The sequence below is a fragment of the Glaciimonas sp. CA11.2 genome, assembly GCF_034314045.1.
Lineage (GTDB): Bacteria > Pseudomonadota > Gammaproteobacteria > Burkholderiales > Burkholderiaceae_D > Glaciimonas.
Map to the genome: position 1 here is coordinate 198,150 of NZ_JAVIWL010000001.1, position 14,134 is coordinate 212,283.

Below are 14,134 nucleotides of genomic sequence, written 5' to 3' on the forward strand. Positions count from 1 at the left end.
CACTCAATCAATAGTGTCATATGGTCGCGCAGTAAATTTTTAGCGCCGCCCTTTAAACATACGCTGGCACCAGGCAATGCTTATGCTCAATGTGATACTCGAATTCTTCACGGTAATGCTTCAGAAAACCGCGTACCGGCATCGCTGCTGCATCACCAAGCGCGCAAATCGTGCGGCCCATGATATTGCCCGCGACAGTATCGAGCAGATCGATATCCTCTGGACGACCCTCGCCATTTTCAATCCGATGAACCAGTCGATATAGCCAACCGGTACCTTCGCGGCATGGCGTACATTGCCCGCACGACTCCTCAAAATAGAAGTATGACAATCGTTGTAAAGCCTTGACCATGCAACGTGTATCGTCCATCACGATCACTGCGCCAGAACCGAGCATTGACCCCGCTTTTGCAATGGCGTCATAATCAAGATCGGTATCCATCATGACGCTACCAGGTATCACAGGAGCAGACGAACCGCCGGGAATCACCGCTTTGATTTTTTTACCGCCACGCATACCACCAGCGAGTTCTAACAACTTGGCAAATGGCGTGCCCAAAGGCACTTCATAGTTGCCCGGCAATTCAACATCGCCCGAAATCGAGAAAATCTTGGTACCGCCGTTATTTGGCCTACCTAGTCCGGCATATGCTGCGCCGCCCATATTGAGCAAAAAAGGGACTGCCGCAAATGTTTCAGTGTTATTAATGGTCGTCGGTTTGCCGTACATACCAAAGCTGGCTGGAAACGGTGGCTTAAAGCGCGGTTGCCCTTTTTTACCTTCCAACGACTCGAGCAATGCGGTTTCTTCACCGCAAATGTAAGCGCCATAACCATGGAACGCATGCAACTGGAAGCTGAAAGCGCTTCCGAATATTTTGTCACCCAGTGCGCCCGCAGCGCGTGCTTCATCCAGCGCCTCTTCGAAACGCGCATAGCCAGCCCAAATTTCACCGTGTATATAGTTGTAGCCGACGGTGATACCCATCGCAAACGCACCAATCGCCATACCTTCAATCAATGCGTGCGGATTGTAGCGAATAATGTCGCGATCTTTAAACGTGCCAGGCTCGCCCTCGTCCGAGTTACAGACCAGGTATTTTTGACCGGGGAACTGACGTGGCATAAAACTCCACTTCAAACCTGTCGGAAAACCAGCGCCGCCACGACCACGCAACGATCCCGCTTTTAGTTCTGCAATAATTTGTTCCGGCGTGATACCGTCATTCAGAATGCGCTTCAACGCAGAGTAACCACCGCGTTTAACATAATCTTCGTAATGCCAGTTGTCACCGTCGAGATCTGCAAGGATCAATGGATTGATATGTCGATTATGCAGACTGGTCATTTTGGGCTCGATTCGGTCAATTCCGCTAGCAAGCCATCGATCTTATCGTTCGACATCCAGCTGCACATGCGCTTGTTGTTAACCAATAGCACCGGCGCATCACCACAAGCGCCCATGCATTCACCTTCCATCAGCGTGAACTGGCCGTCTGCGGTGGTTTCGCGATAGTCGATACCTAATTTGTGCTTAAGATGTGCCGCTGCTTTTTCGCCGCCGGACAACTGACAAGGCAAATTGGTGCAAATCGTGATCTTATGTTTACCGATCGGCTTGGTGTTGTACATGTTATAAAAGGTCGCGACTTCCTGCACCGCGATAGCCGGCATCTCGAGATAATCGGCGATGTCATGCATCAGTTCTGGCGACAGCCAGCCTTTTTCATCCTGCGCAATCGCCAATGCAGCCATTACTGCCGACTGTTTTTGGTCGGTAGGAAACTTCGCTACCTCGCGATCAATTTTTTTGTATGTATCTTGACTTAACAACATGTTGTTGGCCATTCGTACGCGGTGATCTGCGCTGGTTATTGGTAAATTCACGGCGAGTGCTGTAAAGCGCACCACACTCACGAAAACATGTACTCGCTATTGGAAACTTCTAAAAATCTGCCAAACAAACCGAATTCGCTTTTGTGATGCTCACAGCACTTCCGTACTTCTGCGGGCTGCCAACATCTTCAAACAAAACCAAGTTCATTCGTACTGTTTTTTAGGTATCCAAAAGTCAATCCTTAGCGGTCAATTTCTCCAAACACAATATCTTGCGTTCCGATAATAGTGACGGCATCCGCAATCATGTGGCCCTTAGCCATCTCATTCAAACCTTGCAAATGCGGGAAGCCGGGTGCACGAATTTTCAGACGATATGGCTTATTGGCCCCATCGGAAACAATGTACACACCAAACTCACCTTTTGGATGTTCAACGGCAGCGTAGGCTTCACCCGGCGGCACGTGGAATCCCTCAGAGAAGAGTTTGAAGTGATGAATCAACTCTTCCATGTTCGATTTCATGTCAACGCGAGAAGATGGTGCCACTTTGTGATTAGTCGTCATCACCGGACCATCATTGTTTCGCAACCATTCTACGCACTGCTTGATAATATGGTTTGACTGACGCATTTCTGCGACGCGTACAAGGTAGCGATCGTAACAATCGCCGTTCTTACCGACTGGAATATCAAAATCCAGTAGATCATAAACTTCGTAGGGTTGCTTCTTGCGCAAATCCCATTCGATACCAGATCCGCGCAACATTGGACCCGTGAAACCCATGGCTTTGGCGCGCTCTGGTGAGACAACACCGACGCCAACCAGCCGCTGTTTCCAAATACGATTATCCGTCAGCAAGGTTTCGTATTCGTCAACGTATGTAGGAAAACGGGCTGTGAAATCCTCAATGAAATCCAGCATTGAACCCTGGCGGTTTTCATTCAAGGCCTTGATGGCTTTTGCGTTACGAACAATCGATGCTTTATGCTGCGGCATTTGGTCAGGCAGATCGCGATACACACCGCCGGGACGATAGTAAGCGGCATGCATCCGTGCGCCGGAAACTGCTTCATAACAGTCCATCAAATCTTCACGTTCGCGGAATGCATACAACAATACTGCCATTGCGCCGACGTCCAATGCATGCGCGCCGATCCACATCAAGTGATTCAACAAACGGGTTATTTCATCGAACATGACGCGGATGTATTGCGCACGCAAAGGCACTTCGAGGCCTAGTAAGCGCTCGATAGCCATCACGTATCCGTGCTCATTACACATCATCGACACGTAGTCGAGACGATCCATGTAAGGAACCGATTGCAAATAGGTTTTTTGCTCTGCCAGTTTTTCAGTTCCGCGGTGCAACAAACCAATATGCGGATCGGCACGCTGAATAACCTCGCCATCCAACTCCAGCACGAGGCGCAAAACACCATGCGCAGCAGGATGTTGCGGACCGAAGTTCAGCGTGTAATTCTTGATTTCTGCCATTATTTGATCCCGTAATTTTCTTCGCGAATCACGCGCGGCGTGATTTCACGCGGATCTATCGTAACAGGCTGATAAATTACGCGCTTTTGCTCTGGGTCATAACGCATCTCAACGTAGCCAGAAACAGGGAAATCTTTGCGGAACGGATGACCGATAAATCCGTAGTCGGTCAAAATACGACGTAAATCGTTATGACCTTCGAACAGGATTCCGAAGAAATCGAATGCTTCGCGTTCGTACCAGTCAGCAGCAGACCAAATACCTGTCAAAGATGACAGAATAGGCAACTCATCATCGGGCGCAAATACACGCACGCGCAAGCGCCAGTTATGTTCGAGGGACAGCAAATGCGAAACGGCAGCAAAACGTGCACCGTCCCACACCCCATCACCGTACGTTGAGTAATCAACGCCGCATAAATCGATCAACTCTTCAAAGCGCGTATCGGCATGATCACGTAGTACGCGCATGACCGACAAATAATTCGACGCCTTGACGATAATGGTGACCTCGCCGAAGGCAACAGTCAGACTTTGAAGATCGTCGCCTAGCGCATTACGCACAGCTGCTTCAAGGGTTTCTAATTTCGTCGTCATTCGGTTCTCTTAGCGCGCAATCGTATTGGTGCGGCGAATCTTGTTTTGCAGCTGAATGATGCCGTACAGCAGGGCTTCAGCAGTCGGAGGGCAGCCGGGAACGTAGATATCAACAGGTACAATACGATCACAACCACGCACTACTGAATAGGAGTAATGATAGTAACCACCACCGTTTGCACACGAACCCATTGAAATAACCCAACGAGGCTCCGGCATTTGGTCGTAAACCTTACGTAACGCAGGTGCCATCTTATTACAGAGCGTTCCTGCGACGATCATGACATCCGACTGGCGCGGCGATGGGCGAAAAATAACGCCGAAACGATCCATGTCGTAGCGCGAGGCTCCGGCGTGCATCATCTCGACTGCACAACAAGCCAAACCAAACGTCATCGGCCACAAGGAACCGGTACGCGTCCAGTTAATGAGTTTATCAGCCGTAGTGGTGACAAATCCTTCGTTCAATACACCTTCAATTGACATGATTTACTCCCAATCCAGCGCGCCCTTCTTCCATATGTACCAGAAGCCGACAACAAATTCAGCGATGAATACCATCATCGTGATGAAGCCAGCCCAGCCGAGATCTCGCATAGCGACACCCCAAGGGAAGAAAAAGGCAGTTTCCAGATCGAACAAAATGAACAAAATGGCGACAAGGTAATACCGCACATCAAACTTCATGCGCGCGTCTTCGAATGCTTCAAAACCGCATTCGTATGGAGAATTTTTTTGAGCATCGGGCCGATGTGGCCCAAGAATACGACCCAGCAATTGCGGCATAACACCAACCGCAATACCGATCAATATAAATAATAAGACGGGGAAATAATTTTCGAGGTTCACGATTTTTCGCCAATAATTTGAACGGTTAGCAAAGTGATGTGAGGTTAAGTTTTATACCGATTAATTCGATCCGTATAAGACTTAACCGCTTGAATCTACCATCACTAGTTCCTCGATAACAAACCAGCGTAGGAACAACTTTGCTGACTTTAAAAGCTTGGTGCCGACGGCGAGACTCGAACTCGCACAGCTTTCGCCACTACCCCCTCAAGATAGCGTGTCTACCAATTTCACCACGTCGGCATAAGGGCATATTTTAACCTGTTTTCGCATTTTTGTTCAATGCACAATTTGATTAAAACCCAGTAATTACGTTCTAAACTAAAACTATTTAGGGATTTGATTCGAAGGGTCGGTACTATGCCCTGCCGCAGCTGGATTTGTCGCTGCCGCTGGCGCACTTGCGGCCGGTGTCGCTGGCGCGCTACCCGCTGTATTTGGCACAGGAACCGTAGTCGATGGAATCGATGCCGCCGGTGCGGATGCCGCTGGCAAACTGTCCATTACACCGCCAGTTGCTGCAGTGCGATGACTACCCAAATAAACCAAAGCTAATGTTGCACAGAAAAAAATCAGCGCGGCCAAACCCGTCGACTTTGACAAAAAATTCGATGAGCCAGTCGCTCCAAACAAACTACCTGAAGCGCCCGAGCCAAAAGCTGCGCCCATATCGGCACCTTTACCATGCTGCAATAGGACAAGTCCGATAATCGTTAACGCCGACAAAACTTGAACGACAACGATAATAGTAAGTACTGAGTTCATTTAATGATTTTCCAATGGAGAGATACTTCTGTTTTTTACGATCTAATTCTTTTAGCGCTTTTCACTACTATATTTCCGCCGCACCCGCATGAATAGCTTATTAATCAGCTGTTCAATAGCTGGTGGACCTACCGCCTTATTGACACCGGCAAGTCACATCGATATTACGAGCGAATCGATGTCTCACCGGTGCGAAGCTCAAGCCGCAGCAATAATAGAAAGAAAATCTGCTGCCTTCAATGCTGCACCACCGATCAGGCCACCGTCAATATCCGGCATTGCCATGAGTTCGGCTGCGTTATCGGGCTTCATGCTCCCGCCGTACAAAATCTTTACAACCGATGCAGATTCGCTGTCCCTAAGCGACACTTTACTCCGCAAAGCTGCATGGACATCCTGCGCCATTTGCGGCGTGGCTGTTTTACCCGTCCCAATCGCCCATACCGGCTCATAGGCAATCACAATCTTCTTGATCGCAGAGACCTCAAGCAGTGCCAGTACGGCATCTAACTGCTCACCGACTACAGCATCGGTTTGTCCTGCTTCACGTTGTGCCAAGGTTTCACCCACGCAAACAATCGGGGTTAAACCCGCCTGCAGCGCACTCAACGTTTTTTGCGCCACCATTTGGCTGGACTCACCATGATACGCGCGCCGCTCGGAATGGCCGACAATCACATACTTACAGTCAAAATCAATCAACATAGAGGCCGCCACCTCACCCGTATAGGCACCGGAAGCATGAACAGATACATCCTGCGCGCCCCAAGCCAATGCTGTTCCGGCAAGCGCGGCCTGGCACTGGGCCAGATACGGAGATGGCACACATACTGCTATATCGCAATTAGTCGCCCCAAGGCCAGCCTTCAGTTCCGCCAGCAATGACGTGTTGGCAGCTAAGCTGCCATTCATTTTCCAATTTCCAGCTACGAGATTGCGACGCATTATCGGCAAAGCCCACTATTTTAATAACCCGACATTCTAACGCGGGAGGACCGAGGCGGTCAAACCACAGGATTATTACCCATTATTTTCACTGATCGATATCCATAAAAACAGGAGAAACGTGCTTATTTACAACCTTTATAGAAGGGAAGCGCCTATAAACACCATGGGTTAAGCAGCGAGGCGGCGTCGAAATACCCAACGCGCCGCATCAGAATCTTTTGCGGCAAATTGATAACCCTCTACATCAAAGTCTTTCAATTGCTCTGGATCTGTCACTTTATTCACGGTCGCGTAGCGTGCCATCAACCCCCGCGCGCGCTTCGCATAGAAGGAGATAATCTTATATTTACCGTTTTTCCAGTCTTCAAAAACCGGTGCGACGATACTCGCCTCCAAGACTTTGGGTCGAACCACTTTAAAATACTCATCCGATGCCAGATTGACCAAGACATCGGCTTTAAGTTTGGCTAACTCCTGATTTAGCCCAAGTGTTACGGTGTCATGCCAAAATGCATATAAATTCTTGCCGCCAGGATTCGCCAGTTTTGTCCCCATTTCCAGTCGGTAAGGCTGCATCAGATCGAGTGGCCGCAGCATGCCATACAACCCGGATAAAATACGGACGCGACTTTGTGCATAAGACAATTGTTTCGCGTTCAACGAGTTGGCATCAAATCCTGCGTAGACGTCACCATTGAATGCCAAAATTGCTTGTTTGGCATTAATGCTGCTGAAATTTGTTGACCAGGAGGAAAACCGCGTGGCATTCAGATGCGCAAGAGCATCGGAAATATGCATCAGTCCGCCCACTTCTGCGGGTGACATTTTTTTTAACACGTCAACCAATTCAGCCGAGCGCGAAATAAAATCTGGCAATGTATGTAGATCAGTAGTCGGTGGCGTGGTGTAATCGAGCGACTTGGCAGGCGATAGAACAATTAACATAGATAATATCCGTACTCATGTATTCAAAAAATAAACATACCGAAAAGAATTGTTCCCAATGATACCGAAGCGCATCGTAATCGACACGAATGTCTGTTTAGATTTATTTGTTTTCCGTGACCCACGCTGGTCAGCATTGATGGCAGCGCTTCAATCAGGCGAGGTTGAAGCCGTAACGCGTGCCGACTGCCGCATGGAATGGCAACTGGTTTTGCATTACTCGCACCTGCCCATTAACGACGAGACGCGTCCGGGATTCAACCTGGCGTTCGAAACATATATAAAATATGTTGAGCCGGAGGCGCTATCTCCCCGCACCGATATCCGATTACCGATTTGCTCCGACCCGGATGACCAGAAATTTCTGGAATTGGCACTAGATACGCACGCCACAACGCTCATTACCAAGGACAAAGCGCTCCTGAAGCTAGCTCGCAAGACCGCTAAATTAGGACTTTTTTCGATCATTCCCCCTCAGAGTTGGCAACTGCCGCAACAGTAATTACGCTTCTTATATGAGTTCGGCCACAAACCGCTAAAATAAGCATGTAATTATAGAAACCTGTTGCCGAGCAAAATATTTAAAAAAATTTCATGTGTTTGTCAAAATTTCCCGATGAAACTAGTACAAGTGCGGACCGGCATCGCACTGCTGGATGGCTCTCGGAAAATTAACCACAGCCGCATCTGTTATCGTCGATACCTCATCATAAAAACTCATGACCAAGCTGCCCAATGTTGCCGCATTTACGGCACCTCTTACCTCCCTAAACGCCACCGTTCCGACGTTGCGGTCAAAACTACCTAACGTTGGCACCACCATTTTCACAACCATGTCAGCGCTTGCGATTGAAAAAAATGCGGTCAACTTAGGCCAGGGTTTCCCCGATTTTAATTGTGATCCTGCGCTGGTCGGCGCCGTTAGCGAGGCCATGAAGAATGGCCTGAACCAATACCCTCCAATGGTGGGTATACCTTCACTGCGATCAGCCATCGCTGAGAAGATCAAAAAACTGCACGGGCATAGTTATGATCCGGCCACTGAAATCACCGTCACTGCGGGCGCCACCCAAGGTTTGCTGACGGCCATTATGTGTGCGGTCCACACCGGCGATGAAGTGATTGTCATCGAGCCGGCTTATGACAGCTACGTGCCAGCCATTGAATTGGCTGGCGGCAAACCGGTCTTTGTACAAATGACACTCGGCGCAAACGGATACGCTGTGCCATGGGATAACGTCGCGGCAGCGGTGAGTCCACGCACCCGGCTCATTATGATCAACTCTCCGCACAATCCCACCGGCAGCGTGCTGAGCGCCACTGATATAGCAGCATTGGCAGACATCGTACGCGACACCGACATTCTGATCTTATCGGATGAAGTCTATGAACACATGGTGTATGACGGCTTGACGCACGAATCGATCAGCCGTCATCCTGAGCTGGCCGCGCGCGCTTTTATTGTGTCGAGCTTCGGCAAAACCTATCACGTTACGGGCTGGAAAATTGGTTTCGTTGCAGCACCCGTTGCCCTCTCTGCGGAATTTCGCAAAGTGCATCAATTCAACGTTTTCACGGTCAATACGCCTGTCCAGTATGGGATTGCACAGTATATGCAGAATCCAGCGCCCTATCTGGAACTGTCCGCCTTCTATCAGCGCAAGCGTGATTTATTTCGGACTGGCTTACAAGATTCTCGCTTCAAATTATTACCTTCTGATGGCACGTATTTTCAGTGCGTGGATTACTCCGCAATTTCCTCCACAAGTGAGGTGGAATTTGCGAGCTGGTTAACTAGTGAAATTGGCGTTGCTGCGATTCCTGTGTCCGCTTTTTACTCGACGCCACGTCAATCCGGCATCGTGCGCTTTTGTTTTGCGAAACAAGATGAAACCCTGCATAAGGCGCTGCAACGACTAAAAACCATTTAAAGTTTGACAGTTAACACTTACGCATTGCTCACACCGATTGATCACCCCGCAAAGGAAATATTGATGATAGACGTCTATAGCTGGCCAACACCTAACGGTCATAAAATACATATTATGCTGGAAGAATGTGGATTGCCTTATCGCGTACACGCTATCGATATTGGCGCTGGCGACCAGTTCACTCCAGACTTTTTATCGATTTCTCCTAATAATAAAATTCCTGCCCTCGTTGATGAGGAAGGTCCCGATGGCGAACCGATTTCGATATTTGAATCTGGCGCTATTTTGCTTTATCTTGCCAGCAAGACAGGCCAATTCCTCGGTAATACTGATCGGGAACGATTTAAGACATTGGAATGGCTTATGTTTCAGGTCGGCGGCGTGGGTCCCATGTTAGGACAGGCGCATCACTTCCGCATGTACGCACCGGACCAAATCGCATACGCCGTTGATCGGTATACCAACGAAGCCAAACGCCTGTACGGTGTCATCGATAAACAACTGGCTACCAACGCCTATCTGGCCGGGAGCGAATATACCATCGCCGATATGGCGACTTTCCCGTGGCTGCGTTCATGGAAAAATCAAGGCGTCGAATTGAGTGATTTTCCACATGTGGAAAAATGGTTCAACACCATCAGTCAACGCCCTGCCGTTATCCGCGGCGTGGAAGTGCTGGCTGACTTACGTAAGCCGTTGACGGGCGACAAAGAGCGTAGCATTTTATTCGGCAATCAACAGTACGAAAAAAGATAACTGCCGACAGTAAATCTGCTGAACTGTGGCATTCCCCTTACTTTCAAGTACGGGTAATGCCACACCGCCAGTGATTGAGAATTTATTGATTATTTCAAGGCGAAACGGTCACTAAGGTCAACGTATCAGGAATAAACCGTGGTCGTGACGTTGCTTTTTTCCGTGGAGTTTTACCCGCAAATTCTATTTTTGCGGCTACCACATATATATTGTGAGAAACCGGATCAATCGCCATGGTTCTTGCTCCCTGTATGGTGTTGACCGTTTGCATGCGTTGATAGTGGGTAGAGTCACGAGCGCCAATGATATCAAGTGTGCCATCGCCATTCGAACTGAATGCCAATTTGGTCGTCGCATCAAAAGCAGTTGCATCGCTGCCTCTACCGATAGTCACAGAATCCAGTATCTCGCCCGAACTAGCGTCGACAATAGCCATCTTTTGATTATGGCAACCAACAAATAACCGCTGCGTCACCAGATCAATCGAAAGCCCGGCTGGCTCGTCACAACTTGCAGATAAATCGACCCGCTGAATCACTTGCAACTTCTGTGTATCGACGATAACCAGTTGATTTTTATCCTCTAAATTCACGAATAAACGCCCTTTTCCGTCGACCGCCACAAACTCCGGCTTACCACCCAATGCTATCGCAGCAAGTGACTTCCCCGCCAGTGCATCAATCGGCGTGAGACTGTCCGACCCGCCATTGCCCGCGAATACACGTTTGCTGAGCGGGTCGTACACAATCCCGTCGGGCTTCTTTTCGGTAGCGGTAGTGCTAATAATGTTAAGAGTGGACAGCGCAAAGATGGTTACTGAATTGCCTTTCCCGTTACTGGTGAATCCTCGATCCAAATCAGAGGCAATCGCAACGCCATGCACCCCAGGGGTATTCGGAATTGCGCCGACTAGTTTCTTTTTATCGACATCGAATACCTCAACCCGATCGCCGTGTGCTATGAATAAATGACGGTGCTCAGCATCCATCGTCATGTAGTCCCATTTCACATCGCCTTCCAAATGAAATTTATCCATGACGTGATAGTGCGGTTGATGGCTGACCTCAACTCCCTTCTCATTGGCAAGAGAATCAACTGAACTTAACATGCCCACTATCGCCAGAGAAGTAATGGCGAGGGATAATGCAACTTGCGTGTTGCGCAGCGAAACAAGAAACATGCTGGCATTCCTTTCAAAGGATAAAAATGTATTTGGCTAAATGATGATGCAATAAAGATTCATAACATTTCGTGCAGAAAATCTTATGCAACCTTTTTTACAAAAATCTCTTATAAAATTCTTATAAAAGCGTCGGCCTACAATCTTGGTTAGCTTATTAGAACTAATTTTTTTGCTCTGATTACTTATTGTCTTTAGATAAATCCTCGGCTAAACCCAGTTGATTACGCAACTCAATTTTAGCCGAGGCAAAGCCAGTCTTAAAATCATCACGCATCATGAGATTTGCGGCGATCAATGTCCCGACAATACGACCGGCTTCAATGTCTGAGGGATAATGTACACCACCGACAATACGATTATTCGCATACTCGCGCGCGCGCGCCATAATTTCGGCACGCTTTTCGGGCACCATGTTTGCCAAAACTATCCCCATCAATGTGCCGCCCGTTGCGTGGCCGGAAGGATAAGATCCAGATGCCGTCAGTTTAACCACTGGCTTGACCAGATCACTATATTGATAGGGGCGCGGACGCTGCCAAAAATTCTTGGATGGGTCCACCACTGCTCCCTCCGAACTCACGACACGCGAGAAAAAATCCGAAAATTTCGGCAAATTTTCAGGCTTAAAATTTGGCCCCAGCACATCTGCAAATCGCCAGATATTTTCCACAGCGTCGGCTTTAGCCCGCGCTACCATTTCCGGCGTACGCGTGACCTGCACGGTCAATATCTCTCCCAACTCGGCCTTGGTCTGAGCCGAGTCGTTAGGGGGCGGCGGCGGTAATAACTTCACCAAATCAATATCTCTTGCTGAAATAAATGGCTCAGCGCCTTTTGCGATCGCAGGTGAACCGATAAAAGAGGATGCTGCAAAGAGACAGAACGCTAAAGATGTATATAAATTGCGCATAACAATAACCTTAGAAATGATTTAAGTTTTAAATGCTTAACTTGTTCAAAGTGCTCGAAGTGCTCAAAGTACTCAGCGTGTAAATTCAACCCAAACTTGATACAACTTATCGACGCCACGCATATCCGTTGGTGGCTCGGGATAGTGCGCGTTCTGCACCGACTGCAACGCGGCCCGATCAATCATGCCGATGGCGCTCGATATGATCACGCTGGCTTGCGATGGAATGGCATCTCGCAAATGGAACTCCACTCGCACACGACCTGAAAAATGCAATGCGGCCGCCGCTGGTGGATAGGCAACCGCAGCCTGCACCGCAGCGCGCACTTTGGCCGCATACGCAAGACTTGCATCGGCCTTACCGCTAGTAGCCGGAGGTGGCGTAGGCGGTGATGGCGGTGCAGGCATCGAAGTCGGTTCGGCAAATGCGGTTGGTGTCTGTGCGAGTGGCAGCGGAATGGTTGGCGGTGTAACTGGTTTCTGCGGAACGGTCTGCGCTTGCGGTTTGGTCGGGATCACCTTTGTTTTTGGAGTCGGCTGCGGTTTTGGCCGCGCTGGCTCAGGTGGTTTGGGCGTCGGAAGCGCCTCTGGCGGCTTCTCTTCACTCAATAGAGTAATCGGTACCGGCGCCGATAAGGCAGGCTTCGAAGGCGTTGCAACCAAAATAATACCGACGACGGTCACCAACGCAATCTCTACCAGAACCGCTAGGCCAAACGCTCCCACAGGAAAGCGATGAATGGGAATAGTTGCAGACATAGCCGCCCTTATTTGGTGTTGGCATTGCGCGTAGCGAGACCAATTTCGGTCGCGCCACCGTTACGAATAGCATCAATCACTTCCATCACCTGCTGCAATGATGCAGTCTGATTTCCCGCGATGGTGACAGATGTTTTTCCACTGTCGCGCTTGCGCAGCAACGCGGTCAGTTGCGTCGCCGTCAGCGTGTGATTTTCGACAAGCAACGCGCCATCCGGTGCAATTTCGACCAACAATTTAGGAGGTGGCATTGTGACGGCAGTTGAACTGGTTGGCAATTTGGTGACATGGCCCGAAGTAGGAATCATGCGTAACGTCAACATCGCAAAAAAAACCAGTAAAAACAACATGATATCGATCATCGGAATAATTTCGATACGGGCTTTCCGTGTTTCCAGATAACGCATCTCAGGCTCTCGCTGGCAATGTGATCGACTTGACGTGTGACGTCGCTGGAACCAATGTCGACACGTGCGATGCAGCGCGCAAAGCCGAGTGTGAAGCCAGAAGATCGTGACGATTGACCAGCATAATCTTGATCGTCTCAAGCTGATGCAAAACAATTCGCACGCGAGTATGCAAGGCATTAAAAAATACCAGACCGATCATTGCAATCAAAAGACCTGAAGCAGTCGCAATCAGGGCTTCAGCAATCCCACCTGTGATCTGCGCAGCGCCATTCTGGGCGTCGCCCAGCACATGAAATGCGTTGAACATGCCAATGATGGTGCCGAATAAACCAAGCAAAGGCGCCAACGTGATTACCGTGTCAAGCACCCACAATGAGCGATCAAGAATTGGTACTTCATGCATGATGGCCTCCTCCAGATGACCGCCAAAAGTATCCCGGTCGGCGCTGGCGGGTTCTTTTTGCAAGACGTCAAATAAGCGGACATGCGGCAATTTTGACAGTTTTTCTGGTACAGACCACGTACTGAGCTGGACGTTGTCTTTTTTTAGCAAAGCAATTAACTGTTCGCCACCTTGCTGCATGTTAGACAAATGACGGGTGCGCTCGATGATAACGGTCAATGCTACAAGCAACAAAACCATCATCAAATACAGTGTGCCACCGGAGTCATTGGCCAGTTCAAATAAATGTGAAATATTCATAATTTTAGATAGGCGATCAAAGGTCAGAAATCAATCATCAGAAAATG

At 49.0% G+C, this 14,134-nt stretch carries 17 protein-coding genes and 1 tRNA gene; 3 read left to right on the forward strand and 15 right to left on the reverse strand.

The features are described from left to right. Positions 1 to 52: 52 nt before the first annotated feature. From nuoF to yaaA, 10 genes are all read right to left on the reverse strand, one after another. Entirely contained in the window at positions 53 to 1,348 is a 1,296-nt protein-coding gene (nuoF, locus tag RGU75_RS00815) for an NADH-quinone oxidoreductase subunit NuoF (protein WP_322232371.1), read from the reverse strand. Beyond that, a complete protein-coding gene (gene nuoE, locus RGU75_RS00820; RefSeq protein ID WP_322240141.1) occupies positions 1,345 to 1,848 on the reverse strand; it encodes an NADH-quinone oxidoreductase subunit NuoE in 504 nt (167 codons plus the stop codon). The genes nuoF and nuoE overlap by 4 nt, the downstream gene beginning before the upstream one ends. 230 nt (positions 1,849 to 2,078) lie before the next feature. Continuing rightward, positions 2,079 to 3,332 carry an NADH-quinone oxidoreductase subunit D gene (locus tag RGU75_RS00825; RefSeq protein WP_322232372.1) on the reverse strand — a complete coding sequence of 418 codons (1,254 nt, stop codon included), beginning with the start codon at positions 3,330 to 3,332 and terminating at the stop codon, positions 2,079 to 2,081. After that, positions 3,332 to 3,928, reverse strand: coding sequence for an NADH-quinone oxidoreductase subunit C (locus tag RGU75_RS00830; protein WP_322232373.1), 597 nt, complete (start codon positions 3,926 to 3,928; stop codon positions 3,332 to 3,334). Before RGU75_RS00830 ends, RGU75_RS00825 begins: the two co-directional genes overlap by 1 nt. Before the next feature lie 9 nt (positions 3,929 to 3,937). After that, positions 3,938 to 4,414: a NuoB/complex I 20 kDa subunit family protein gene (locus tag RGU75_RS00835; protein WP_014005578.1), complete on the reverse strand. Its 477-nt coding sequence runs from the start codon at positions 4,412 to 4,414 to the stop codon at positions 3,938 to 3,940. A 3-nt stretch (positions 4,415 to 4,417) separates the two neighbouring features. Beyond that, positions 4,418 to 4,777 (reverse strand): NADH-quinone oxidoreductase subunit A, encoded by a 360-nt coding sequence (locus tag RGU75_RS00840; protein WP_108439673.1) that lies wholly within the window; start codon positions 4,775 to 4,777, stop codon positions 4,418 to 4,420. 158 nt (positions 4,778 to 4,935) lie between these two features. Beyond that, positions 4,936 to 5,020, reverse strand: a tRNA-Leu gene (locus RGU75_RS00845). An 84-nt stretch (positions 5,021 to 5,104) separates the two neighbouring features. Then, entirely contained in the window at positions 5,105 to 5,542 is a 438-nt protein-coding gene (gene secG / locus RGU75_RS00850; RefSeq protein WP_322232374.1) for a preprotein translocase subunit SecG, read from the reverse strand. Between the two features lie 198 nt (positions 5,543 to 5,740). After that, positions 5,741 to 6,487, reverse strand: coding sequence for a triose-phosphate isomerase (tpiA, locus tag RGU75_RS00855; RefSeq protein WP_322232375.1), 747 nt, complete (start codon positions 6,485 to 6,487; stop codon positions 5,741 to 5,743). Positions 6,488 to 6,658: 171 nt separating this feature from the next. Continuing rightward, a complete protein-coding gene (yaaA, locus tag RGU75_RS00860; protein ID WP_322232376.1) occupies positions 6,659 to 7,435 on the reverse strand; it encodes a peroxide stress protein YaaA in 777 nt (258 codons plus the stop codon). A 58-nt stretch (positions 7,436 to 7,493) separates the two neighbouring features. On the opposite strand from yaaA, the gene RGU75_RS00865 reads away from it, so the two are divergent. The 3 genes from RGU75_RS00865 to RGU75_RS00875 all read left to right on the forward strand — a co-directional run bounded on the left by RGU75_RS00865 (position 7,494) and on the right by RGU75_RS00875 (position 10,122). Then, positions 7,494 to 7,937 (forward strand): putative toxin-antitoxin system toxin component, PIN family, encoded by a 444-nt coding sequence (locus tag RGU75_RS00865; protein ID WP_322232377.1) that lies wholly within the window; start codon positions 7,494 to 7,496, stop codon positions 7,935 to 7,937. Positions 7,938 to 8,154: 217 nt separating this feature from the next. Further along, complete coding sequence (locus RGU75_RS00870) at positions 8,155 to 9,366, forward strand: pyridoxal phosphate-dependent aminotransferase (protein ID WP_322232378.1); 1,212 nt, start codon at positions 8,155 to 8,157, stop codon at positions 9,364 to 9,366. 63 nt (positions 9,367 to 9,429) lie between these two features. Next, complete coding sequence (locus tag RGU75_RS00875) at positions 9,430 to 10,122, forward strand: glutathione binding-like protein (protein ID WP_322232379.1); 693 nt, start codon at positions 9,430 to 9,432, stop codon at positions 10,120 to 10,122. A gap of 94 nt (positions 10,123 to 10,216) precedes the next feature. Here RGU75_RS00875 and RGU75_RS00880 read toward each other — a convergent pair whose 3' ends face one another. The 5 genes from RGU75_RS00880 to RGU75_RS00900 all read right to left on the reverse strand — a co-directional run bounded on the left by RGU75_RS00880 (position 10,217) and on the right by RGU75_RS00900 (position 14,087). Next, on the reverse strand, positions 10,217 to 11,302 hold the full coding sequence (locus RGU75_RS00880) for a hypothetical protein (protein ID WP_322232380.1): 1,086 nt from the start codon (positions 11,300 to 11,302) through the stop codon (positions 10,217 to 10,219). A gap of 181 nt (positions 11,303 to 11,483) precedes the next feature. After that, a complete protein-coding gene (locus tag RGU75_RS00885) occupies positions 11,484 to 12,215 on the reverse strand; it encodes a phosphatase PAP2 family protein (protein ID WP_322232381.1) in 732 nt (243 codons plus the stop codon). 72 nt (positions 12,216 to 12,287) lie between these two features. After that, positions 12,288 to 12,974, reverse strand: a complete 687-nt coding sequence (locus RGU75_RS00890; RefSeq protein ID WP_322232382.1) for a TonB family protein — start codon at positions 12,972 to 12,974, stop codon at positions 12,288 to 12,290. Between the two features lie 8 nt (positions 12,975 to 12,982). Then, the gene (locus RGU75_RS00895; RefSeq protein WP_322232383.1) at positions 12,983 to 13,381 is read right to left on the reverse strand and encodes a biopolymer transporter ExbD; all 399 of its coding nucleotides are present in this window, start codon (positions 13,379 to 13,381) and stop codon (positions 12,983 to 12,985) included. Position 13,382: 1 nt separating this feature from the next. Beyond that, positions 13,383 to 14,087, reverse strand: a complete 705-nt coding sequence (locus RGU75_RS00900; RefSeq protein ID WP_322232384.1) for a MotA/TolQ/ExbB proton channel family protein — start codon at positions 14,085 to 14,087, stop codon at positions 13,383 to 13,385. Between the last annotated feature and the right edge of the window lie 47 nt (positions 14,088 to 14,134).